This window comes from Acinetobacter sp. NS-4, assembly GCF_037402435.1.
In the GTDB taxonomy this organism is placed as follows: Bacteria; Pseudomonadota; Gammaproteobacteria; order Pseudomonadales; family Moraxellaceae; genus Acinetobacter.
The window spans coordinates 86,560-111,432 of record NZ_JBBEUE010000004.1; the positions used below are offsets into that span (position 1 = coordinate 86,560).

20 protein-coding genes are annotated in these 24,873 nt (G+C 43.8%); 15 read left to right on the forward strand and 5 right to left on the reverse strand.

All coding sequences use genetic code 11. The features are described 5' to 3' along the window. Nucleotides 1-19: 19 nt before the first annotated feature. The 4 genes from WAE57_RS04560 to WAE57_RS04575 all read right to left on the reverse strand — a co-directional run bounded on the left by WAE57_RS04560 (nt 20) and on the right by WAE57_RS04575 (nt 5,791). The gene (locus WAE57_RS04560; protein ID WP_337708699.1) at nt 20-565 is read right to left on the reverse strand and encodes a toll/interleukin-1 receptor domain-containing protein; all 546 of its coding nucleotides are present in this window, start codon (nt 563-565) and stop codon (nt 20-22) included. Nucleotides 566-728: 163 nt separating this feature from the next. Continuing rightward, nucleotides 729-2,012, reverse strand: coding sequence for a ribonucleotide-diphosphate reductase subunit beta (locus WAE57_RS04565; protein ID WP_337708701.1), 1,284 nt, complete (start codon nt 2,010-2,012; stop codon nt 729-731). A gap of 306 nt (nt 2,013-2,318) precedes the next feature. Further along, nucleotides 2,319-2,585 (reverse strand): hypothetical protein, encoded by a 267-nt coding sequence (locus WAE57_RS04570; protein WP_337708703.1) that lies wholly within the window; start codon nt 2,583-2,585, stop codon nt 2,319-2,321. A 386-nt stretch (nt 2,586-2,971) separates the two neighbouring features. Next, nucleotides 2,972-5,791, reverse strand: a complete 2,820-nt coding sequence (locus WAE57_RS04575) for a ribonucleoside-diphosphate reductase subunit alpha (RefSeq protein WP_337708705.1) — start codon at nt 5,789-5,791, stop codon at nt 2,972-2,974. Between the two features lie 590 nt (nt 5,792-6,381). On the opposite strand from WAE57_RS04575, the gene bfmR reads away from it, so the two are divergent. After that, complete coding sequence (bfmR, locus tag WAE57_RS04580) at nt 6,382-7,095, forward strand: response regulator transcription factor BfmR (RefSeq protein WP_086174887.1); 714 nt, start codon at nt 6,382-6,384, stop codon at nt 7,093-7,095. A 31-nt stretch (nt 7,096-7,126) separates the two neighbouring features. Further along, nucleotides 7,127-8,794: a sensor histidine kinase BfmS gene (gene bfmS / locus WAE57_RS04585; protein WP_337708707.1), complete on the forward strand. Its 1,668-nt coding sequence runs from the start codon at nt 7,127-7,129 to the stop codon at nt 8,792-8,794. A gap of 35 nt (nt 8,795-8,829) precedes the next feature. On the opposite strand, the gene WAE57_RS04590 is transcribed toward bfmS, so the two are convergent. Further along, on the reverse strand, nt 8,830-9,186 hold the full coding sequence (locus WAE57_RS04590; RefSeq protein WP_086174885.1) for a hypothetical protein: 357 nt from the start codon (nt 9,184-9,186) through the stop codon (nt 8,830-8,832). Nucleotides 9,187-9,756: 570 nt separating this feature from the next. Here WAE57_RS04590 and ndhC point away from each other — a divergent pair. The 13 genes from ndhC to nuoN all read left to right on the forward strand — a co-directional run bounded on the left by ndhC (nt 9,757) and on the right by nuoN (nt 24,810). Then, on the forward strand, nt 9,757-10,302 hold the full coding sequence (ndhC, locus tag WAE57_RS04595) for an NADH-quinone oxidoreductase subunit A (RefSeq protein ID WP_086174884.1): 546 nt from the start codon (nt 9,757-9,759) through the stop codon (nt 10,300-10,302). A 7-nt stretch (nt 10,303-10,309) separates the two neighbouring features. Beyond that, a complete protein-coding gene (locus WAE57_RS04600) occupies nt 10,310-10,987 on the forward strand; it encodes an NADH-quinone oxidoreductase subunit B (RefSeq protein WP_086174883.1) in 678 nt (225 codons plus the stop codon). A gap of 88 nt (nt 10,988-11,075) precedes the next feature. Continuing rightward, the gene (nuoC, locus tag WAE57_RS04605) at nt 11,076-12,863 is read left to right on the forward strand and encodes an NADH-quinone oxidoreductase subunit C/D (RefSeq protein ID WP_237786135.1); all 1,788 of its coding nucleotides are present in this window, start codon (nt 11,076-11,078) and stop codon (nt 12,861-12,863) included. Between the two features lie 14 nt (nt 12,864-12,877). Further along, the gene (nuoE, locus tag WAE57_RS04610; RefSeq protein WP_086174881.1) at nt 12,878-13,387 is read left to right on the forward strand and encodes an NADH-quinone oxidoreductase subunit NuoE; all 510 of its coding nucleotides are present in this window, start codon (nt 12,878-12,880) and stop codon (nt 13,385-13,387) included. Then, nucleotides 13,384-14,712, forward strand: coding sequence for an NADH-quinone oxidoreductase subunit NuoF (gene nuoF, locus WAE57_RS04615; RefSeq protein ID WP_337708715.1), 1,329 nt, complete (start codon nt 13,384-13,386; stop codon nt 14,710-14,712). Before nuoE ends, nuoF begins: the two co-directional genes overlap by 4 nt. Before the next feature lie 11 nt (nt 14,713-14,723). Beyond that, entirely contained in the window at nt 14,724-17,402 is a 2,679-nt protein-coding gene (gene nuoG, locus WAE57_RS04620; RefSeq protein WP_337708717.1) for an NADH-quinone oxidoreductase subunit NuoG, read from the forward strand. A gap of 3 nt (nt 17,403-17,405) precedes the next feature. Further along, nucleotides 17,406-18,422, forward strand: a complete 1,017-nt coding sequence (gene nuoH, locus WAE57_RS04625; RefSeq protein ID WP_086174878.1) for an NADH-quinone oxidoreductase subunit NuoH — start codon at nt 17,406-17,408, stop codon at nt 18,420-18,422. Between the two features lie 18 nt (nt 18,423-18,440). After that, complete coding sequence (gene nuoI, locus WAE57_RS04630) at nt 18,441-18,983, forward strand: NADH-quinone oxidoreductase subunit NuoI (RefSeq protein WP_086174877.1); 543 nt, start codon at nt 18,441-18,443, stop codon at nt 18,981-18,983. Further along, complete coding sequence (gene nuoJ / locus WAE57_RS04635) at nt 18,983-19,501, forward strand: NADH-quinone oxidoreductase subunit J (RefSeq protein WP_171259646.1); 519 nt, start codon at nt 18,983-18,985, stop codon at nt 19,499-19,501. The genes nuoI and nuoJ overlap by 1 nt, the downstream gene beginning before the upstream one ends. Next, nucleotides 19,501-19,809 (forward strand): NADH-quinone oxidoreductase subunit NuoK, encoded by a 309-nt coding sequence (gene nuoK / locus WAE57_RS04640; protein ID WP_004651041.1) that lies wholly within the window; start codon nt 19,501-19,503, stop codon nt 19,807-19,809. Before nuoJ ends, nuoK begins: the two co-directional genes overlap by 1 nt. After that, nucleotides 19,806-21,701, forward strand: coding sequence for an NADH-quinone oxidoreductase subunit L (gene nuoL / locus WAE57_RS04645; protein ID WP_337708721.1), 1,896 nt, complete (start codon nt 19,806-19,808; stop codon nt 21,699-21,701). Before nuoK ends, nuoL begins: the two co-directional genes overlap by 4 nt. A gap of 7 nt (nt 21,702-21,708) precedes the next feature. Further along, on the forward strand, nt 21,709-23,313 hold the full coding sequence (nuoM, locus tag WAE57_RS04650) for an NADH-quinone oxidoreductase subunit M (protein WP_171263984.1): 1,605 nt from the start codon (nt 21,709-21,711) through the stop codon (nt 23,311-23,313). A gap of 3 nt (nt 23,314-23,316) precedes the next feature. Continuing rightward, entirely contained in the window at nt 23,317-24,810 is a 1,494-nt protein-coding gene (gene nuoN / locus WAE57_RS04655; RefSeq protein WP_237786139.1) for an NADH-quinone oxidoreductase subunit NuoN, read from the forward strand. Nucleotides 24,811-24,873: the final 63 nt, after the last annotated feature.

The following is a 24,873-nucleotide window of genomic DNA, read 5'->3' on the forward strand; positions in this document are numbered from 1 at the left end:
CAATCTAACCTTTAAATTATTAATTAACAAAATCTGATAGTCTTTTTCCTTTTACCCATGCGTATTTGAGTTTATTAAAGTAATCATTTTTAGTAATTTTTGGATAAAGCTCCAAATATTCTTGCCCTTGAAACTCTTCATTTTCTTTAAAAGCTAATGGAAGTACACTAACTTTTTCTGGACGAAATCCATCAAAATATCCGAGTTCCCAAGGCATCCATTTAGATTCTTTTGAATTAGAAGTATAAATATATATTAGAGATTGACATTGTCTCATTCGCTTTCTTAATACATCTGCTGTATCAGCATTAACTTTATCTCTTTCTAAGAAAGGATCGGTAACCCAATCAACATATACTGTAAAATCACTTTCTTCTAAGAGGGTTTTTACACCCAATATTAATTCTGCATCCTTAATTGAATGAGATAAAAAGATATCAAAGTGATCTTGTTGTTTTTGACGATCAACGGATTCATTAAGTACGGATTCCATTGATATATTAAATTTTGAAGTAATTGCTCTATTTGCAGCAGAGCGTGCTTCTGATTGTGTAAAAAAAATCATATTTAAAGTTCTTGTTAAGTGTTGGATATATATTTTTTGATTAAAAAAAGAGCCTAATATTTAGGCTCTGTTTCATCGAGCTTATAATTGTAGTTGATGTAACAATCTCGAAATATGTGTCAAAAATCTCACATCAACTGTCATTCAGCGTTGAATCTTTAAATTACCAGCTTAACGCGCCACCAGTTTGGTAGTCAGTAACACGCGTTTCGAAGAAATTCTTCTCTTTACGCAAGTCCATCATTTCCGACATCCACTGGAATGGATTATTCACGCCAGCAAACTGTTCAGGCAAACCAAGTTGCGCTAAACGACGGTTACAGATGAATTTCAAATATTCTTCCATCATCGCTGCATTCATACCGAGTACACCGCGTGGCATAGTGTCACGTGCGTATTCGATTTCAAGCATCGTACCTTCAAGAATCATCTGAATGATTTCTTCCTGGAACTCGGTAGTCCATAAACCTGGGTTTTCGATTTTGATCTGGTTGATCATATCGATACCAAAATTCAGGTGCATAGACTCATCACGCAAGATGTACTGGAACTGCTCAGCAACACCATTCATCTTGTTACGACGGCCCATAGACAAAATTTGGCTGAAACCACAGTAGAAGAAGATACCTTCAAGTACACAGTAGAACGCGATCAGGTTGCGAAGCAAGATTTGGTCGTTTTCAGGTGTACCGGTTTTAAAAGTAGGATCAGTTAAAGACTGAGTATATTTCAAGCCCCACGCCGCTTTACGCGCTACTGATGGAACTTCGCGGTACATGTTGAAGACTTCGCCTTCATCCATACCCAAAGATTCGATACAGTATTGGTAAGCGTGAGTGTGAATCGCTTCTTCAAATGCCTGACGCAAGATGTACTGACGGCATTCAGGGTTGGTAATGTGACGGTAAATTGCCAATACCAAGTTGTTTGCGACCAATGAATCGGCAGTCGAGAAGAAACCAAGCGAACGCATGACAATAGTACGCTCATCTTCGGTTAAGCCATTTTCAGACTTCCAAAGTGCGATGTCGTGGTTCATGTTGACTTCTTGTGGCATCCAGTGGTTGGCACAACCGTCCAGATATTTTTGCCAAGCCCATTCGTATTTGAACGGTACAAGCTGGTTTAAGTCAGCACGACAGTTGATCATGGCTTTATCATCAACCTGTACACGCTGAGCGCCCATTTCAAGCTCTTCCAAGCCTGGGGCAACGTCAAGTTGATCTAGGGAAGCAGATGCTCTTGCCAACGAATCGGTTGGATTTGATCCTCGGTTTTGAGTGGCTCTAAGGGGTTGTGCAGTTGCCACATGCGACGGTGCGTTGTGTGCATCAGATACCACCTGTGAATGAGCCGTTTTTTTCGGTTCGACGGGCGCAGACTGGTGTTCAGGTGCAGCCGGTTTCTGTGAATCATCTTCGAAATCGTCCCAACTTAGGATAGACATATCAATTCTCTCTTCGATGCTTATATCTTTTATTAGACATCCAGCAAGGCTGAGATGTCCTACTATACGCTCAATTTGTGTAATCAAAATCAAGTTTTGTCGATCACTGCTCTAAACTTGTACGGTAGAGCAAATATCCCCACTACTTATTTTGATTACGCATCTTCTTACCTTGTTTTACCCAGAAGTAAGCAATGGGTACATAAAAGGTCAGAACAAAGGAAACAACCAATACCGCAAGTCCTAACATGTAGTTGTGAGTCATATGGAGCATGGTGGTTTCCTTTGTTGGTCTTAAAACTGAAATTACAAATGTTTGTCTAACCAAGCAATTTTGTTTTTGGGAAGCCAACATTGGAAATTCTTAGATGCTTCCATAATTAAAATATGGTCATTTGAATCTAAGTGCTTTTTCAGTTTTTCATAAACATCATTAGCGGTGCCATTATGACAAACCATCCAATGAGATTTCATTACTTTGGCATAACCATTGAAAGATTCAATTTCTTTGATTAAGCCATCATAATTTTGACCTGTTTTATTTAGGTCATAACTTATAGAATAAACAGCCATTTGTAGACTCCTTAAATATCATTAGGGCAGTTGTTACTCAAAAGTCCTTGACGATATTGCGAGATCAGGCGATTATTCACCTGCTTTTTGCGAAGCAATATGTCGAAGAACTCGCTTCTTAGACGGGAAAGGGGATCTGTAGGAAGATTCCCTTTTTTTTATGTCTAAAATTTGTCTCTTAGGGTGGGCTGTAGGAATTGCTTTGCCTTCGAGTGTTATGACTATCAAAATAATCAGAACAAAATTTCTTTCAAATTTGAATCCCCCTAAATCCCCCTTTTGCAAAGGGGGACTTGACATCCCGCCATTTGCTTCGAGGAGTCTACCTCTTTTATTAAAGGTGAGAAGCGCTGCTTCGCAAGGGGGAGGATTTAAAGCCCGTCAGATTACTGACAAGCCTCACAATCAGGATTGTCAATTGAACATGCCATTGGTACTGGCGCTGCTTGAGCAAAATCTTCTTCTTCAGCTTTCACTTCAGGCGCTACCGCAGCAGTAACAGGTGCTGCAACAGTTGCAGGTTTAACTGCGTTCAATGCGCCAGTGTTAATAGTCGATTTCTCGGCAGAAGTCGCACCCAATGCACGAAGATAATAAGTGGTTTTAAGACCACGTAACCAAGCCATTTTGTAAGTCAGGTCAAGTTTCTTACCGTTTGCACCAGAGATGTAAAGGTTAAGTGACTGAGCTTGGTCAATCCATTTTTGACGACGTGATGCAGCATCCACAATCCAGCGTGGTTCAACTTCAAACGCAGTCGCGAAGATTGCTTTAAGCTCTTCAGGAATACGTGAAATCTTTTGAACAGAACCTTCGAAATGTTTCAGGTCGTTCACCATCACCGCATCCCAAAGACCGCGATCTTTTAACGCACGTACCAGGTACGGGTTGATCACTGTGAATTCACCAGAAAGGTTAGATTTCACATACAAGTTCTGGAAAGTTGGTTCGATCGACTGAGAAACACCACAGATGTTCGAAATGGTCGCAGTCGGTGCAATCGCCATCACGTTGGAGTTACGCATCCCGTCTTTTTGAACTTTGGCACGCAAAGTGTCCCAGTCCAAACGTTGTGTACGGTCTACTTCAAACATACGCTCAGGACGTGTTTTCGCAACCAGGTCAAGTGAGTCGATCGGTAAAATACCCTGATCCCACAGTGAACCTTTAAAAGTTTCGTAAGTACCACGTTCAACAGCCAAATCGCTCGATGTTGAAATCGCGTAGTAGCTAATCACTTCCATAGATTCATCAGCAAAATCTACCGCAGCATCTGAACCGTAGGCCAATTTCATTTCATACAATGCATCCTGGAAGCCCATGATGCCCATACCGACCGGACGGTGTTTCAAGTTCGAATTTTTCGCTTGCGGAACAGCGTAGTAGTTGATGTCGATGACGTTATCGAGCATACGAACAGCAGTTTTCACTGTACGCGCCAATTTTTCGCGATCTAACACACCACCTTGAACGTGTTGTACCAGGTTGATCGAACCCAAGTTACATACCGCAATTTCTTCTTTGCTTGTGTTCAAAGTAATTTCTGTACACAAGTTAGATGAGTGAACTACGCCCACGTGTTGTTGTGGTGAACGCAAGTTACATACGTCTTTGAATGTGATCCACGGGTGACCTGTTTCAAACAACATAGACAGCATTTTGCGCCACAAATCTTTTGCACGTACTTTTTTGTGCAACATGTTTGTTTCTTTGGCAATGCCTTCGTAGTAAGCATAACGCTCAGCAAATTCAGAACCCGTTAAGTCGTGAAGATCCGGTGTTTCCGATGGTGTGAAAAGTGTCCATTCAGCATCCTCAAAGACACGTTGCATAAACAAGTCAGGAACCCAGTTTGCTGTATTCATGTCATGCGTACGGCGACGGTCATCACCCGTGTTTTTACGCAGTTCCAGGAATTCTTCGATGTCCAGGTGCCAGGTTTCAAGGTATGCACATACGGCACCTTTACGCTTACCACCTTGGTTAACGGCAACAGCGGTATCGTTCGCCACTTTAAGGAATGGAACAACACCTTGTGACTTACCGTTTGTACCTTTGATATACGAGTTCAAGGCACGAACTGGTGTCCAGTCATTACCTAAACCGCCAGCCCATTTAGACAACATTGCGTTATCACGCATCGCGCCATAAATGTCATACAGGTCATCATCAATGGTCGTTAAATAGCAGCTCGACAACTGTGGACGTAGTGTTCCTGAGTTAAACAGGGTAGGCGTAGACGCCATGTAATCGAAGCTCGACAATAAATTATAGAACTCGATTGCACGTTCTTCACGGTTTTCTTCGTTGAGTGAAAGACCCATCGAAACACGCATGAAGAATAATTGTGGCAATTCGAAACGTACGCCATCTGAATGGATGAAGTAACGATCAAATAAAGTTTGTAGACCTAAGTACGTGAATTGATTTGAGCGTTCTGGCTGAATCGCAGCTGCCAGTTTAGCCAGGTCAAAGTTAAGAAGTTCTGGAGAAAGCAGCTCAAGCTCGATACCTTTCTTCAAGAAAGTTTCAAGTGCATCGCCTTCATTGGTATCTGTAGACAGACCTAAAAACTCAAGACCTGTAGCAACCAAGTTGTCACGAAGTAAACGTGCAGTGACATAGGTATAGTTTGGTTCTTGTTCAATACGGGTACGTGTCGCCATCATCATGGTCGTTGAGATGTCAGACTCTTTTACGCCGTTGTACAAGTTTTTCACGGTCTCATCGACAATTGCCTGTACGTCAATGCCTTCAAGGCCTTCAGCAGCTTTTGCCACATGAGCTTCTAAGGCCCCTAGGTCAAGCGGTTTATGTTGACCGTTTGCAGTAATCACTTGCAGGGTTGGATGATGATGAGCGCCAGTTTGTTTGCGTGCTTCAGAGCGTTGTTCGCGGTAGATGACATACGCACGCGCAACTTTTTGTTCACCCGTACGCATGAGCGCCAGTTCAACTTGGTCTTGAATTTCTTCAATATGAATCGTGCCGCCTGACGGTAAACGACGGTTAAACGTATTCATGACCATTTCGGTCAGCTGCTCGATGCGGTCATGAATACGGCTTGAATCAGCGCTTTGCTGGCCTTCTACAGCCAAAAAAGCTTTACCTATCGCTACAGAAATTTTTTCTGAGTCAAAGGTGGCAACATCACCGGTGCGTTTAATCACCTGAAGTTGACCAGGAGTTGAAGTGATTACGCTCATTGTGGCATAGCTCCATTGTCATCTATTGTTTTATATGTGTGGACCATTTGAACTGGACGATATTTCATCTCAGTGTTTGATGATTAAACACAAGAACTAGTGGTTTAAAATCGGAATAAGCACAAGATACGGGAAAATTCAGGGTAGATCAATATTGACATTTCGTTAAAATTTTTGATTGAACTCTGCAATGATCCTTTGCAAAAACGTCCCTATTTTTATGTTTCTTGTAGAAGCCTTATCAGACAAGGGCATAGCATATCAAAGCTAAAAAAATGTGCTTATAGATAACATTGTGGATAACTTAAAAGAAATGGGCTAACTAGTCAGAAACTGTGCAAACAGCAGGGTGGATCAAAAAATAGACATTTTGTAACTTGATATTTCTAAAAATTCCCTGAAAATCACTAAAATATGAAAAATCCAATAAATTCAATGTTTAAAAAAAACATAACAAAATGCTACTTTGATGTATCAGTTTGGTGAACGGTATCTTGTTTACAATGTAAACGTGTGTATATTGCTGAATATATTAAAGCGTATCCAATGGATTTTTAAGGATACCTTAATCCAATATAAAGGGGCATTTTATGAGCCAAGAAGAAAAGTTACCTAAAATTTTAATTGTTGAAGACGATGAACGTCTTGCGCGTTTGACTCAAGAATACCTTATCCGTAATGGGTTGGAGGTTGGGGTAGAGCCTGACGGTAATCGTGCAATCCGCCGTATCATTGCTGAACAACCGGATTTGGTGGTGCTTGATGTGATGTTGCCGGGTGCAGATGGTTTGACCATTTGTCGTGAAGTGCGTCCACATTATCATCAACCAATTTTGATGTTGACTGCACGTACTGAAGATATGGATCAGGTTTTGGGTCTGGAAATGGGTGCCGATGACTACGTTGCCAAACCAGTTCAACCGCGTGTATTGCTTGCCCGTATCCGTGCCTTGCTACGCCGTACCGACAAGGCACCTGAAGATGAAGTAGCTCAACGCATCGAATTTGATGACCTTGTGATTGATAACGGTGGCCGTTCAGTGACCTTGAATGGCGATTTGGTTGACTTTACCAGCGCTGAATATGACCTGTTATGGCTGTTGGCTTCAAATGCTGGTCGTATCCTGTCTCGTGAGGATATTTTTGAGCGTCTGCGCGGCATTGAATATGATGGTCAGGACCGTTCAATCGATGTGCGTATCTCACGTATCCGTCCAAAAATTGGCGATGATCCTGAAAATCCAAAACGTATTAAGACTGTACGTAGTAAAGGCTATCTGTTCGTTAAAGAAACCGGTCTTTAAGCGCTACCCGCTAATTTTATAGGACAGCTTCGTGTTTAAACACAGTATATTCTTGCGCATTTATGCGGGGTTAGTGATTTTAGTCGCCTTGGTGGCTTTATTTGGCTACCTGTTGGTACAAATCATCAATTACCAGCGCGCACAAGAATATCGTGAATCTTTAACCGATGGCATTTCTTATATCATTAGCGAGGGTATTGCCCGACAGCCGAATGAGCAACAAAAGCGGGACTGGATTTCTGATGCTTCAGATTTGCTTGAGCTGCCCATTTATTATGTCGATGCCAACAAGGTCGATTTATCCCGTGCCGAGCAAAGACGGGTCGAGGAGCGTAAAGCGGCGGTTCGTTATGACGCAGAAAACTCCATTGCCTATATTATTATTGGGTTAAGGGATGATCCCAAGCATTTACTTTATGTAAAAGTAGATAAAATTGGGGAACGTCAAATGAAGGCGTTGCCGATTTTTATTCTGGATTATCTGGTGTATTACCCTGGGCAGGAAAAAGAATATCTTGCCAAAATTCAAGCGAATTTTTCTTATCCAATTGCCATTGAAAAAGTTCAAAACCTGCCGCTCGATTCAGAGCAAATTGGCCGACTTCGACTAGATCACAGTATTATTTTATACCGTGATAATGCCTCGGTGCGCGGTACCACTATCTCGATTGTTTCACCGATGCCAAGTTCACCTTCAGAGGTGCTGGTTTTAGGTCCGGTACCCTTATTTAACTGGATGCCTTTCCAGTTGGCTGCAGGCATTACCTTGTTAAGCTTGTTTGTATTGAGCCTTGGGGTATATGGTTTGCTGGTGCCTATGCAGCGTCGCTTACGCGAAGTAAATTATGCCTTGCATCGCATGAAATCGGGTGACATGACTTTGCGTTTGCCGGTTGATGGTACCGATGAAATGGCCAGTCTGGCGACCAATTACAACAGCATGTCTGATCACATTCAGCGTTTGATTGAGGCGCAGCGTGAGCTGATGCGTGCAGTTTCGCATGAGCTGCGGACGCCTGTGGCGCGTATTCGTTTTGGTATGGAGATGCTGGCGGAAGAGGAAGATTACGACTATCGCTTGCAGCAGGTCGAAATGATTGATAAGGATATTGAGGCACTGAATACCTTGATCGATGAAATCATGACCTATGCAAAACTGGAGCAAGGTACGCCTTCTTTAGATTTTGAAAAAATTATTCTGTTTGAAGTATTGGATCAGGTGGTTATTGAAACCGAAGCCCTGAAGACTCAAAAAGAAATTGAACTGAAAGCGCCGCCTATTACTATAGTGGTGGATGCTGAACGTCGTTACTTGCATCGTGTGGTGCAGAATCTGGTCGGTAATGCGGTTCGCTACTGCGACCATAAGGTGATTGTCAGTGGCGGAATTAATGACGAAGGCTTGGCTTATGTTCAGGTAGAGGATGACGGGGCAGGTGTGCCGGAAGAAGAGCGTCAGCGCATTTTTGAAGCTTTCGCACGTCTGGATGACAGTCGTACCCGTGCTTCCGGAGGCTATGGTTTAGGTTTATCCATTGTGAGTCGTATTGCATACTGGTTTGGCGGTAAGATTGAAGTCGATCAAAGTCCGGTTTTGGGTGGTGCACGCTTCACCATGTGCTGGCCTGTGCAGCGCTTTAATAAAACCAAAAAGAAAACCAATCTTATAAAAGATGGCATCTTGAATACAGAATTTTAGATTATAAAAAGCACCGGATTCGGTGCTTTTTAGTCTTATTCGTGACTGGTAGCATCCGGTTCAATCAGGCTTTTTCCCTGTTTTAAGCTGGCGAGTGCATCTGCATTGAAATCTAGCAGCAAAGAATTGTTTTTGGGGTCAATTGCATAATGGCTGATCAATTTCTGGTCCCCGTTTAATGTTTCGACCCTGTATTCATCAGCAACGTTTAAAATAGCTTCGAGATTGGTGGTGGTTGAAGCAAAGTCCTGGCGGAAAAGATCATAAATATCACGCAGGTCAAAAATAGCATCACGTGCATCTGGATGTTTCTCGATATATCGTTCCACATGACGCACTAACAGTTGTGCAAAGAAGAAGTATTCAGATTCATGGGCATATTTTAATGTCATTATAGTTTCTCCTGTCTATTCACTTTTTGAGTTTTAAATACAAATATCACAAACTGTTAAACGCATGTCAAAGTGTTGCAAAAAAACCACAAGAATAAAGCAGCTTATGCAAAAAATATGGGTTAGCTTATAAAGCAAAGAAGGTGATTTATGTTTAATGTCGTGATGATCAGGAGGAAAATTTAATCAATTTCCGTGGTTGCTATCATTTTTTAAATAAATACTGAAAATAAAATGAACTTTTAAAATAGATGGGATATTCATTAATAACTGCACTTCTGGTTTGAGAAATAAGTGAGTAAAAATTCCTCATAAAATCTTAATGTGAGAAAATTTAATAAAAATAACTATTTTTATTAAATAAAACGATAAAAGTTGTGTGTAAGGGAATATACGCAAATTAAAAGCGGTAATGTCGAAAAAATCATCCAAAAGACTAAGGCTTATAAGCTAGCAAGTGAAATCATAAATCAGGTACAATTGGCGGGATTAATTTTGTGTTTGGTGTATTTGAAGGCCAATACATACATTCTTTGTTAATAAATTAGGCCTGCCAGGAGTTATCCCCGCATGAGTGCCATTACTCCATACGATTGGGCAATTATTGCCTTCGTGATCGGCGTTACATTTCTTTGTGTCTTTATGCTCACAGTTCCTTTACTCCTTGGGGGTAAATCATGGGGCCGTGCAAAGCAAGAGCAATTTGAGTCAGGTGTGGTAGGGGCTGGTGGAGCACGTATCCGCTTGTCTGCAAAGTTCTACTTGGTTGCTATTTTCTTTGTGGTATTTGACCTGGAAGCACTGTATCTCTACGCATGGGCTACATCAGTTCGTGAAGTAGGTTGGTTCGGTTTTACCACTGTTGTAATTTTTGTGGTCGATTTATTGATTGCTTTGGTTTATGCCATTTCTGTAGGGGCATTAAACTGGGCACCAACCGATCGTCTCAAAGCAGCAGTTATGAAGTCGAAAGTGGGTTCACCGAATATGAACCTTGCCGACATTACGCGCTTCAATTCTATTGAAGAGTTGGTTGTTGATCCTACAGGTCAAATTCCAGCTCAATCATCTGGTCGTGTGAAAAAATCTGCGACTACATCATCTAGTAAGGAGTAACCCGGGAATGAAATATACATTAACCCGTGCGAATCCGGATGCTGATCAATATCCACTTCAAGAGCGTCAGATCGTTAGCGATCCGCTTGAAGAAGAAGTGAATAAAAATGTGTTCATGACTCGTTTAGAGGATGTAATGCATACAGCTGTAAACTGGGGCCGTAAAAACTCTGTATGGCCGTTTAACTTTGGTACATCATGCTGTTATGTAGAATATGCAACCACCTTGACCGGTGTGCATGATATGTCACGTTTCGGTGCCGAGGTTATTCGTGCTTCACCGCGTCAGGCTGACTTAATGATTGTTGCAGGGACCTGCTTCGTGAAAATGGCACCTGTAATCCAGCGTCTATACGAGCAAATGTTAGAGCCTAAATGGGTGATTTCAATGGGTGCTTGTGCAAACTCTGGCGGTATGTACGACATCTATTCAGTGGTTCAAGGTGTGGATAAAATCATCCCTGTCGATGTGTACATCCCAGGTTGTCCGCCACGTCCTGAAGCATTGCTGCAAGCATTAATGTTGTTACAAGACCAAATTCAATTAGAGCGCCGTCCGCTTTCAGCGGTCATTGGTGATGATCTTCAGCCAGTATATAAGCCAAAGATGCAGCCAGAACGTGACCGTAAGAATGCTGAACGTATTGCAGTGAAAAACTTACGCTCTATGGATGAAATTAAATAATCTGAGCGACAAAATATTGATGCACCCGGTCTGGGTGTAATTGTCGTTTAAGGTTGCCTGAATTTGTATTAAATAGGAAGCCAAGCCAATGGCTGAAACTAACATTGCTATGCCAGAATCAACTCCAGTTGATTCACGCCCAGCATTTGCAATTATAGAAGAGCTCAAAACCAAATTTGGTGAGAACTTCTTTGTGCAAACGACTTTTGAAGACTTTCCAACAGTCTGGGTTGAGCGCGCACGTGTACAAGAAGTTTTAATGTTCTTGCGTACAGTGGCACGTCCTTACGTGATGCTGTTCGACTTGTCTGCAGTAGATGAACGCTTGCGTACTCACCGTGACGGTTTGCCTGCGTCAGACTTCACTGTGTTCTATCACTTGTTGTCGCTAGAGCGTAACAGTGATATTCGTATTAAAGTTGCCTTGAATGAGAGTGATCTCAATATTCCAACAGCAACCAACATTTGGCCAAATGCCAACTGGTACGAACGTGAAGCTTACGATATGTTTGGTATCAACTTCGAAGGGCATCCAATGCTCCGTCGTATTTTGTTGCCAACATATTGGGAAGGTCACCCGCTACGTAAAGAATATTCTGCACGTGCCACTGAATATACGCCGTATATGCAGAACCAGGCGAAACAGGATTTTGAACAGGAACATCTTCGTTTCGTTCCTGAAGACTGGGGTCTAAAACGCGGTAATGCCGATGAAGACTTCATGTTCCTGAACTTGGGGCCTAACCATCCATCTGCGCACGGTGCCTTCCGTGTGATCTTGCAGCTAGACGGCGAAGAAGTGAAAGACTGTGTGCCTGACATTGGTTATCACCACCGTGGTGTGGAAAAGATGGCTGAACGTCAAACCTGGCATTCATTCATTCCCTATACCGACCGTGTCGACTACCTGGGTGGTTGTGCGCAAAACATGCCTTATGTAATGGGTGTGGAGCAACTTGCGGGAATCACCGTTCCTGACCGTGCGCAATGTATCCGTGTCATGATGTCTGAATTGTTCCGTATCAATAACCACTTGTTATATATCGGTACAGCCATTCAGGATGCCGGCGGTATGACCCCAGTATTCTATATGTTCGCTGACCGTCAGAAAATCTATGACGCTATTGAAGCGATCACTGGCTACCGTATGCACCCGGCGTGGTTCCGTATTGGTGGTACAGCACATGACCTTCCAAACAACTGGCAATCACTCATTCGCGAAATCCTGGACTGGATGCCGAAGCGTATGAATGAATACTATACCGCAGCATTGAAAAACTCGGTGTTTATTGGTCGTACCCGTAATGTTGCGCAATACGATGCAAAATCTGCGTTGGCTTGGGGTGTGACTGGTACAGGTTTACGTGCAACAGGGATCGACTTCGACGTACGTAAATACCGTCCTTATAGCGGTTATGAAAACTACGATTTCGACGTACCGGTTGAATACGAAGGCGATGCTTACGCGCGTGTGATTGTTCACTTCCGTGAAATCGAACAATCGCTGAAAATCATCAAACAGTGCTTAGACAACATGCCTTCTGGTGCGTACAAAGCAGACCATCCACTGGCTGTTCCACCACCAAAAGACAAGACATTACAAGATATTGAAACCTTGATTACGCACTTCTTAAGCGTATCATGGGGTCCTGTAATGCCTGCAGGTGAAGCATCTGTGATGGCGGAAGTGGTAAAAGGTGCGTCTAACTATTACTTGACTTCAGACAAGTCAACCATGAGTTACCGTACCCGTATTCGTACACCGACTTTCACGCACTTACAGCAAATGCCTTCTGTGATTAATGGCAGTCTTGTGTCTGACTTAATCATTTATTTAGCGACAATTGACGTCGTAATGGCTGACGTGGATCGCTAAGGGGTAATCGCATTATGATGATTTTGACTGATAAAAAGCCACGTGTGAATGTTGAAGGGATTTTAACTTCGGAAGAAATCCACGAAATTGAACATCACATTGGTCACTATCCGTACCCACGTGCTGCATGTCTAGATGCGCTGAAGTGTGTACAACGCCGTAATGGCTGGGTAGATGATGCACAAATGAATGCAATTGCTCAGCTTTTGAGTATGAGTGTTGCAGATCTTGAAGGGGTTGCGACTTTCTATAACCGTATTTACCGTCAACCGGTCGGTCGTCACGTAATTTTATTATGTGACTCGATCGCGTGTTTCTTGATGGGTGCGGAAACTTTGGCAGAAGCCTTTCAGCGTGAATTGGGTATTCAATTTGGTCAAACCACCGCTGACGGTCGTTTCACTTTATTGCCAATCTGCTGCTTGGGTAACTGTGACAAAGGTCCAACCCTGATGATTGATCAAGACACGCACGGTTTGGTTGAAGTAACTTCAATTAAACAGTTATTGGAGAAGTATGTATGAATACTGAACCAAAACCAATTTATGGCGACGGTAACCCAGAAACTCACCCATTAACATGGCGTTTGAGCAAACAGGAACATGTTCGTAGTGCAGATGATTACGAAACACTTGAAGGTTATGCCGGCTTCAAAAAAGCCATTGGCATGCAACCGAAAGAAGTTCTTGAGGTAATTAAAGCTGCGACTGTAAAAGGCCGTGGTGGTGCAGGTTTCCCGGCAGGGATTAAATGGTCGCTTATGGCGCCAAATGATGGTGGTCCACGCTACCTGATCTGTAATGCCGATGAAATGGAACCAGGTACTTTCAAAGACCGTTTGTTGATGGAAAAACTTCCGCATCAATTGATCGAAGGTATGCTGATTGCAGGCTATACGCTAGAAGCAACTCAGGGTTATATCTTTATCCGTGGTGAGTACATCGAAGCTGCTGGCTACTTAAATGAAGCGTTAGAGCAAATCCGTGCCAAAGGTTACCTGGGTGAAAACATCCTTGGTACTGGCTGGAACTTCGAAATGCATGTGCATACCGGTGCGGGTCGTTATATCTGTGGTGAAGAAACCGCATTGATTAACTCGCTTGAAGGTCGCCGTGCCAACCCACGTACCAAACCACCATTCCCGCAAGTTGCAGGTGCTTGGGGTCGTCCTACGATTGTCAACAACGTAGAGACTTACAACAACTTACCGGCAATCATGCTGCGTGGTCCTGAATGGTATATCGGCTTATCTGCGGGTAAATCGAAAGATCCAGGTACCAAAATTTACGGTGCATCAGGCAAAGTGAAATTCCCGGGTCTTTGGGAACTTCCATTTGGTACCACTGCACGTGAAGTGATTGAAGATCACGCTGGTGGTATGCGCGACGGTTTGAAACTGAAAGCGTGGTTACCAGGTGGTGCCTCGACTGACTTCCTGGCAGCAGAGCATATCGACTTGCCAATGGATGCAGAAAGCATTATGAAAGCAGGTTCACGTTTAGGTACCTGTCTATTGATGGTAGTTGATGAAACCCAATGTATGGTTTCAGCAACCCGTAACCTAGAAGAATTCTTTGCACGCGAATCATGTGGTTTCTGTACGCCTTGCCGTGATGGCTTACCTTGGGCTGTGAAAGCGCTGAAAGCACTGGAAGATGGCACAGGTAAGAAAGAAGATATCGATCACTTACAAGAACTGACTCGTAAGCTTTGGATTGGTAAAACTTTCTGTGCCCACGCACCGGGTGCAATGGAGCCGCTTATGGGTGCACTCAAATATTTCCGTGGCGAATTTGAAGCGAAGGTTGTGAATGCCGCCGCTCAAACCAGCAACGTAGAACAAGCTTAAGGAATTCGACTATGGCTACAATTCATGTCGATGGCAAATCGTATGAAGTCAACGGCTCGGAAAACTTGCTACAAGCATGTTTGAGTCTTGGCATTGATATCCCATACTTTTGTTGGCATCCATCCTTAGGTTCTGTCGGTTCTTGCCGTCAATGTGCCGTGACCCAGTACGCGAATCCAGAAGATACGCGTGGCCGTTTGGTCATGTCATGTATGACGCCTGCATCTGACAATACCTACATCTCGATTGAAGACAAAGAAGCCAAAGATTTCCGTGCTTCGATTGTTGAATTCTTGATGACCAACCATCCGCACGACTGTCCAGTCTGTGAAGAAGGGGGGCACTGTCATTTACAAGATATGACTGTAATGACGCAGCATGACCGTCGTCGCTACCGTTTCACGAAGCGTACCCATTACAACCAGGAGCTTGGCTCATTCATTTCTCACGAAATGAACCGTTGTATTGCGTGCTACCGTTGTGTACGTTACTACAAAGATTATGCGGGTGGTACAGACTTTGGTGTCTACGCAAGTGCATCACGAGTTTACTTTGGTCGTCCAGAATCAGGTACTTTAGAATCTGAATTCTCTGGTAACTTGACTGAGGTTTGTCCTACAGGTGTATTTACCGACAAAACTCACTCTGAACGCTATAACCGTAAGTGGGACATGCAGTATGCGCCAAGCGTATGCCAAGGCTGTTCTTCAGGTTGTAACATCTCTCCGGGTGAACGTTATGGCGAACTTCGTCGCGTAGAAAACCGTTTCAATGGTGACGTTAACCAATATTTCCTTTGCGACAAAGGTCGTTTTGGTACAGGTTATGTGAACCGTGCAGACCGTCCACGTCAACCACAATTACGTGATGGTGCCAACGTAACGACTATTTCAGTTGATCAGGCATTAGATACCGTGATTGCAAATATCCAGGGCAAAAAAGTTCTAGGTATTGGTTCACCACGTGCATCGCTTGAAACTAACTTCGCGCTTCGCGAACTTGTTGGTCAAGATAACTATTCAACCGGTATGTCGCAAAAAGAGCAAAGCCTGGTTGAACTTGCAGCTTCTATCATGCAAACCGAGGGTGTCTATAACCCGACCATGCGTGAAATCGAAAGCTATGATGCTGTGTTGATCCTGGGTGAAGACTTAACCCAAACTGCGCCACGCATGGCATTGTCTGTGCGTCAGGCTGCGAAAAACAAAGCCAAAGAAATGGCAGCAGAACGTCGCACCCAAGAATGGTTGGCTGAACCGCTACAACGTATTGGTCAGGATGAAAAATCTCCAATCTTCATTCTTACTGCTACACAAACACGTTTAGCAGACGTAGCGACTGGTGAAGTTGTTGCATCTCCAAACGATATCGCGCGTTTAGGCTTTGCGGTTGCTGCTGGTGTTAAAGGTGAAAGCATTCTTGGTTTAGATGACGATGCCAAAGCATTTGCGCAAACCATTGCTGATACCTTAAAAGCGGCTAAAAAACCACTGATCATCTCTGGTACAAGCTTGCAAGATGCTGCGATCATGGAAGCTGCTGCACAAGTGGCTCAGAACCTAGGTAATGCAGGCTTAACCTTGACTGTTCCTGAAGTGAACTCAATGGGCTTGGCAATCTTCGGTGGTCAAAGCTTAGAACAAGCTTTCGCGCAAGATTACGACACCATTATTGTGGTTGAAAATGACCTTTACCGTCGTTTACCCGCTGCACAAGTGAATGCTGCACTTTCAGGCAAAGAAGTGATTGTTCTAGATCACTCTGAAACTGAAACAGTGAAGAAAGCGGATATTGTGCTTTCAGCTGCCAGCTTCGCGGAAGGTGATGGTACTGTGGTATCGCAAGAAGGCCGTGCACAACGTTTCTACCAAGTGTATGACCCAAGCTACTACAAACCTGAACTTGCGATCAAAGAATCATGGCGCTGGTTGCATGCCATTGAAACTGGTGTGAAAGGCAAAGCGATTTCTTGGACATTGCTTGACGATGTTATTGAATCCGTAGTGAAAAACGTTCCTGCACTTGAAGCAATTCAAGATGTAGCACCAGACGCGGGTTACCGTGTCCATGGCTTGAAGATTGCACGTGAACCACGTCGTTATTCAGGTCGTACCTCTATGCGTGCTCCGCTTTCAGTGCATGAACCTAAACAGCCAGTCGATGTTGATTCTGCATTAACATTCTCTATGGAAGGTTATGTGGGTAATCAGACTCCATCTTCACTGGTTCCATTTGCATGGTCTGCAGGCTGGAACTCTCCACAAGCCTGGAACAAATTCCAGGACCAAGTGGGTGGTCACTTAAAAGGCGGTGATTCAGGTATTCGTTTATTCGATCGTTTGGCTAAACGTCCTGTACGTACATTCGTTGCTCCAGCACCAGTACTTGTAAATGCTGAAAGCTTCCGTTTAGTGCCTATGCATCATATCTTTGCTTCTGGTGAATTTACTGTGAAAACTCCGGCCATGGAATCACGTATTCCGAATGCCATGTTTGCAGTAGGTGAGCAAGATGCTGCGCGTCTAAACGTTCAAGATGGTCAAAAAATTACTGTGAAAGCAGGCGAGGCAACCATTAGCCTTCCAGTTCAAGTGATCGAATATTTACCTACAGGTTATATCGGTTATCCAATTGGTCTTGCACCAACGGTTTCACTTGCAGAACCTGTCTCAGTCGCGGTAGGAGTGTAATTCATGAATCAAGAAATTATACGTCAAACACCGCTATGGGCTGAGAACTGGCCAATCGCTTATTCTGTGGTTCAAGCGATTGTGATCTTGCTTGTAGTGGTGCTTGTCGCTGCGTTGATGTCATTCATCGAACGTCGTTTACTTGCGTTATGGCAAGACCGTTACGGTCCAAACCGTGTTGGTCCCGGGGGGATGTTCCAGATCGTTGCCGACATGCTGAAAATCATGTTTAAGGAAGACTGGACACCTAAGTTTGCCGACAAACTGACTTTCCGTTTAGCACCAGCAGTTGCGATGGCGACTGCAGTGCTTTCATTCATGGTGATTCCTGTAAGTCCAACAATGGGCGTAGCAGACATGAGTATCGGCCTGTTGTTCTTTATGGCAATGGCAGGTATTGCAGTCTATGCAGTGTTGTTCGGTGGCTGGTCTTCAAATAACAAATATGCGTTATTGGGGGGTCTACGTTCTGCAGCTCAAACCATTTCTTATGAAGTGTTCCTGGGTATCTCGCTGATGGGTGTGGTGGCAATTGCCGGTTCATTCAACATGCGTGAAATTGTTGAAGCACAACGCGATGTTTGGTTTGTGATTCCACAATTCTTAGGTTTCATCATCTTTATTGTTGCAGGTGTTGCAGTAACGCACCGTCATCCATTTGACCAACCGGAAGCTGAACAAGAATTGGCCGAAGGTTATCACGTCGAATACGGCGGTATGAAATGGGGTATGTTCTTCGTTGCAGAATATGTCAACGTGGTTCTTATTTCAGCATTGATCGTCACTCTATTCTTTGGCGGTTGGTTAGCACCATTTAACCTAGAAATTCCATTTATTCCACCAGTATTCTGGTTCATTATCAAAACAGCATTCTTTGTGATGATGTTTGTCTTGGCACGTGGTTCACTCATGCGTCCACGTTATGACCAAGTGATGAATTTTGGTTGGAAGATTTGTTTGCCATTGGCGTTGGTCAACTTGTTGGTGACTGGTGCTGTGATTCTGATGAATCAGGCCTAGGACAGCAGGGAGTACAAAATGTATAAAATTCTAGCTGGATTCGGGTCAATCGTACGTTCACTGTGGATGGTCTTCAGCCACGTGACACGTAAACGTGACACTATTCTTTATCCAGAAGTACCGGGTGAACAAATTGTTCCGCCACGTTTTCGTGGTCGTATTGTCTTGACACGTGACCCGGATGGCGAAGAGCGCTGTGTTGCATGTAACTTATGTGCGGTGGCTTGTCCGGTGGGCTGTATTTCACTACAAAAAGCAGAAAAAGAAGATGGTCGTTGGTATCCGGAGTTTTTCCGTATCAACTTCTCTCGTTGTATTTTTTGCGGTATGTGTGAAGAAGCGTGTCCAACGACTGCAATTCAAATGACACCAGACTTCGAGTTAAGTGAATACGTTCGTCAAGACTTGGTTTACGAGAAAGAGAACTTGCTCATTTCAGGTCCTGGTAAATATCCGGACTACAACTTCTACCGTGTAACCGGTATGGCAGTTACAGGTAAAGACAAAGGTCAGGCACAACGTGAAAGTGCACCTGTTGACGTACGGAGCTTATTACCATGATGTGGCCATTTTATTTGATGGCACTCGTGGCCATTGTATCTACGGTTCGTGTTGTAACTAACGCGAATCCTGTACATGCTTTATTAAGCCTGATCGTGTCATTGCTTGCTGTCGCAGGCATGTTCATGATCGTGGGCGCGCCATTTGCTGGTGCGCTTGAAATTATTGTTTATGCTGGCGCAATCATGGTGTTGTTCGTGTTTGTGGTGATGATGCTGAATCTTGGTCAACATACGGTTGAACAGGAACGTAAATGGCTGACTTCATCTGCATGGGCATATCCAGCATTGATGAGTTTCCTGATGGGCTTAGTGCTTGTCTGGATGCTTGGTTCAGATTACACAACCGCAGGTCCTGTGATGGGCACTCAAGTTGTGGGACCTAAAGCTGTAGGTACAGCGCTCTTTACTCACTACTTACTATTGGTAGAAGTTGCCGCAATGTTATTGCTTGCAGCCCTCGTTGCAGCATTCCACTTAGGTAAACGTGAACCAAGTGCAAAAGAGGAAAAAGAATAATGGGCAACATTCCTTTAGAACATGGTTTGATCGTTGCAACCATTCTTTTTGCACTGGGTTTTTACGGTGTAATGGTGCGACGCAACCTATTATTTATGTTGATGAGCCTTGAAATCATGATGAACGCAGCTGCGCTTGCGTTCGTTTTAGCGGGTAGTGCATGGTTACAGCCAGATGGACAGATTATGTTTATCTTGATTTTAACTCTTGCTGCTGCAGAGGCTTGTATTGGTCTTGCGATCGTCCTTCAGTTCTACCATCGCTTCCATCATTTGGATGTGGATGCTGCTAGTGAGATGCGCGGATGAGTTATTTATATTTAACAGTATTATTTCCGCTCATTGGTTTTGTCCTCTTAGCGGCGGGGCGTAACAAGCTTCCTGAAAATGTAGCAGCCATTATTGGTGTCGGTTCAGTCGGTTTATCTGCTTTATTTGCACTGATTGCTGGCATGGGCTTTGTAAGCAATGGTTCAGTGGCTCAAGTTCAACATCTTTGGACTTGGTTCAATGTCGGTGGTTTTGCACCCGGCATGAGCCTGCATTTAGATGGCCTGTCTTTACTCATGACCGGCATGATCACAGGTGTGGGTTTCCTGATTCACATCTTTGCATCATGGTACATGCGCGGTGAAGAAGACTTCGCACGTTTCTTCTCTTACTTCAACCTGTTCGTAGCAAGTATGTTGCTGCTCGTTCTTGGCGATAACCTGGCGTTATTGTTCTTGGGTTGGGAAGGCGTAGGTCTGTGTTCTTACCTGTTGATTGGTTACTACTACCAAAACCCTGAAAATGGTTTTGCGGCAATCAAGGCATTTACCGTAACCCGTATTGGTGATGTGTTCTTGCTGATTGCATTGTTCTTGCTTTACCAACAGTTTGGTACTTTGCATATTGGAACAATCGTTGCCAATGCACCTCAAGTTTTAGCGGGTGACCATTCACTTGCGATCTGGACATCATTAATGTTGTTCTTGGGTGCTGCCGGTAAATCTGCGCAAATTCCATTACAGACATGGTTGGCCGATGCAATGGCAGGTCCTACACCTGTTTCTGCATTGATCCATGCTGCAACAATGGTAACAGCAGGTATTTACCTGTGCTGCCGTATGTTCTCCGTGCTTGAAATGACACCAGAAGTGATGATGTTTATCTCGATCACTGGTGCGGTAACATTGATTGTTGCTGGTTTTGCTGCATTGGTTCAAACCGACATCAAACGTATTCTGGCTTACTCAACCATGAGTCAGCTGGGTTATATGTTTATGGCTGTGGGTGCTGAAGCATACCAGGCTGGTCTGTTCCACATGCTTTCACACGCATTCTTCAAGGCATTATTATTCTTGTCTTCTGGTGCGGTGATTCTGGCTTACCACCACGAACAAAACATTTTCAAAATGGGTGGCTTGTTCAAACATAACAAATTCCTGTTTGCCTGCTTCGCGATTGGTGGCGGTGCGTTGGCTGCAATTCCATTCTTGACCATCGGCTTCTTCTCTAAAGATGCCATCCTTGGTGCAGTTTGGGCACAAAGCCATATTGCAAATCTTCCTGTATATAACTGCTTGTACTGGACAGGTGTTGCCGGTGCGTTCTTAACTTCAATCTATACATTCCGTTTAATCTGGGTTGTATTCTTTGGCAAAGAAAACACACCGTATCACGAAATCAAAGGCGCAACTTATTGGGCTCCGCTGGGTATCCTTGCGGTACTTTCAACTGGTCTGGCTTACTTCTTGAAAGCACCAGTAGAAGCTGCGTTAACCAAAGCCAATATTCCAGCATTTGTCATTCCTGAAGCGCTTGAAGCAGGTGTACACGGTGCTGAATATACAGCAGTAGGTATCGCACTTGCCGGTCTGGTGGTGGGTATTGTGTTATTTGCCTTTGCATATAATGCAGTGAAAGCTTTTGCCCGTACTCCATTCGGTGCTGGTCTTGCTAATATCTGCCGTAATGCACTTGGTTTTGATGCGTTGTATAACATCGTATTTGTGAAACCATATTTGCTTATCGCGAAAATTTTAGGTCGTGATCCGATTGATGGCTTGTGGTTAGTGCTTCCTGCCATTGTGAAAGGTGGCCATAGCTTCACCAGCTCACGTCAAACAGGTTCATTGCGTGAATACGCATCAAGTATGTCACTCGGTGTAGTGGTGTTACTGATGATCCTGATCGTGATTCAGGTAGTGGGGAAATAAGATGGAAATCACAAACAACTGGATTTTACCCGCGCTGATCCTCGTACCGTTCATTGCAGGTTTTATTTGCTGGTTAGTTGACAAGTTCAACGACAAATTACCACGTTACATTGCGCTATTCGGTATGCTCATTACTTTGGGTCTAACCGTTGCGCTTTGGAATTCGGGTACTTATAACTACGAACTCGGCGCAAAAGTTCCAACTTGGGCTGCCGAATTCATGTTGCCGTGGATTTCAACCCTCGGCATTAACATTCACCTTGCGGTGGATGGTCTTTCACTTCTTATGGTTGGCTTGACTGCATTACTCGGTGTACTTGCAGTGGGCTGTTCATGGGGTGAGATTCAAAAAAATGTTGGTTTCTTCCACCTGAACCTTTTATGGTCTTTAGGTGGGGTAATCGGTGTATTCCTGGCGATTGACCTGTTCCTGTTCTTCTTCTTCTGGGAGATGATGCTGGTACCAATCTACTTCCTGATTGCATTATGGGGTCATAAGGGAGCAGACGGTAAGTCACGTGTTTACGCAGCGACCAAGTTTTTTATCTATACGCAGGTTGCAGGCCTGATCATGCTGATCGGTATCCTGGGTCTGGTGGTCTACGGTTACATGATGACCGGTATGATCGGTTTCGATTACAACTACTTGTTAGGTGTGGCGAATACCCTGGATGCACAATTGCCATCAGTGGCTTATGCCTTGATGATCTGTATGTTCATTGGTTTCGCTGTAAAACTTCCAGTGTTCCCATTGCATGGCTGGTTACCAGATGCACATGCTCAAGCCCCAACAGCTGGTTCTGTTGACTTGGCCGGTATTTTGATTAAAACAGCTGCATACGGTTTGCTGCGTTTTGTTATGCCTTTCTTCCCGGCAGCTTCTGCACAGTTTGCAGACATTGCCATCATCTTCGGTTTAATTGGTGTGTTCTACGGCGCTTGGTGTGCTTTCCAACAAACCGATATGAAACGTTTGCTTGCGTATACGTCTATTTCGCACATGGGCTTTGTATTACTTGCACTTTATGCCGGTAATATTCTGACTTTCCAAGGCTTAATGATCATGATGCTGGCACATGGTATTTCATCTGCTGCATTGTTCATTATGTGTGGTCAAGTGTATGAGCGTTTACATACACGTGATTTACGTTTAATGGGCGGTATGCGTGGTCAGTTCCAATACCTTTCATTCTTCTTGATGTTCTTTGTTGCTGCACTTGTCGGTATTCCAGGTTTAGGTAACTTTATTGGTGAATTCCTGATTCTTATGGGTTCATTCGGTAAATTCCCAACCTACACCATTGTGGCAGCAATCAGCTTGGTGTTGGCAGGTCTTTACGGCTTGATCCTGATTCACAAAGCATTGTTTGGTACGCCAAATGAAGAGCAAAAACAACATAATACAAACCCATTGAAAGACTTGAATGCGCGTGAAATTGTTATTTTGTTAGTGTGTGCTTTTGGTCTACTATGGCTCGGTATCTACCCACAAAGCTTCCTTGATATTTCAAATTCAAGCATGGCGTGGTTAGCAAACAGCTATATCCCAGTTCAAGAAGTTGTCGATGCGACTCAACAAGTCGTATCTCAACAAAATGTGGAGATCCAATAAGCCATGAACTTCACAATGTCATTTTCTGAGCTTATGCCATTAGCTCCTGTGATGATCGTGGCTTTAACTGCGATCGTAGTGATGCTTCTCATTGCAATTAAACGTAACCATAATTTAATTGCAACAGCCTCTGTAGTCGGTTTAAACCTTGCTGCAGCATACGTCCTGATTGCGATGTTCGGTGGTGCTTTTGCGCCGTCGAACGTGATGGGCATGTTTATGGTTGATCCATTTACCTTGCTTTATCAATTGGTGATTCTGGTTGCTGCACTGGCTTGCTGTACCTTGTCACATGCTTATATTGAAAGCTATCAAGATAACCGTGAAGAACTGTATATCCTGATGTTGTGTTCGGTAGCGGGTGCAATGCTCATGGTTGCAAGCTCTCACTATGCAGCGTTCTTTATTAGCCTTGAGCTGATGTCGATTCCTGTATACGGCCTGTTGGCTTATACACATCAGCGTTCGCAATCTTTAGAAGCGGGTATTAAATACCTGGTGCTTTCAGCAACGGCTTCTGCAATGTTGTTGATGGGTATGGCATATATTTATGCATATACCGGCTCGTTATCTTTCTATGACAACGTTCAGGCATTGATGCAAGCCATCAAACAGCCAATGGTGATTTTAGGTCTAGGCTTAATTGTCTTTGCCGTTGCATTTAAATTGTCTCTTGCACCATTCCACAAATGGACACCAGACGTTTATGCAGGTGCACCAGCACCAATCGCTACATTCCTGGCAACTGTTGCCAAGGTAGCGACCATTGGCTTGTTCGTACGTTATTTACTCACTTCAGGTGCAATCCTGGTAGAGTCAATCGTAACCATCATCACGATTATTGCGGTGCTTTCTATCTTGGTGGGTAACTTCCTTGCAGTGCGTCAAGTGAACTTGAAACGTATTCTGGGTTATTCTTCAATTGCACACTTTGGTTATTTGTTGATTGGTTTAATCAGCATGACTTACGCGAGCTTGGGTAACGTGTCGGTATACGTAATCACTTATGTGTTGACTACGATCGGTGCCTTCGGTGTTGTAGCGTTAATGTCTAGTCCGTTTAACAATGTGGATGAAGCACAAAGCCTTGCAGATTACCGTGGTTTGTTCTGGCGTCGTCCAGTGCTTACTGCAACCTTGACTGTGATGATGTTATCTCTTGCAGGTATTCCATTGACTGCGGGCTTCATTGGTAAGTTCCTGGTGGTAATGGCTGCGGTAACAACTCAGCACTGGTTCCTTGCTGCAATGATTGTTGTTGGTTCTGGTATTGGCTTGTACTACTACCTGCGTGTGATGGTGGTGATGTACATGACTCCGCCGGATACCCCACGTATTGATGCCGATAAACATTGGGGTCAAAAAGTGGGTGGTATTATGGTGTTGGCTGCGGCACTTGCTGTATTGGTTATTGGTGTTTACCCAGATCCGCTCATCAAGTTAGCGCTCCAAGCCGAGATTTTATCTCCATTGCATTTCATGCTGTCTCAACACTAATCTAAAAAAAATATAAGTTTTTAGCAAAAAGCCTCCTTAGTTAGGGGGCTTTTTGTTTATAAG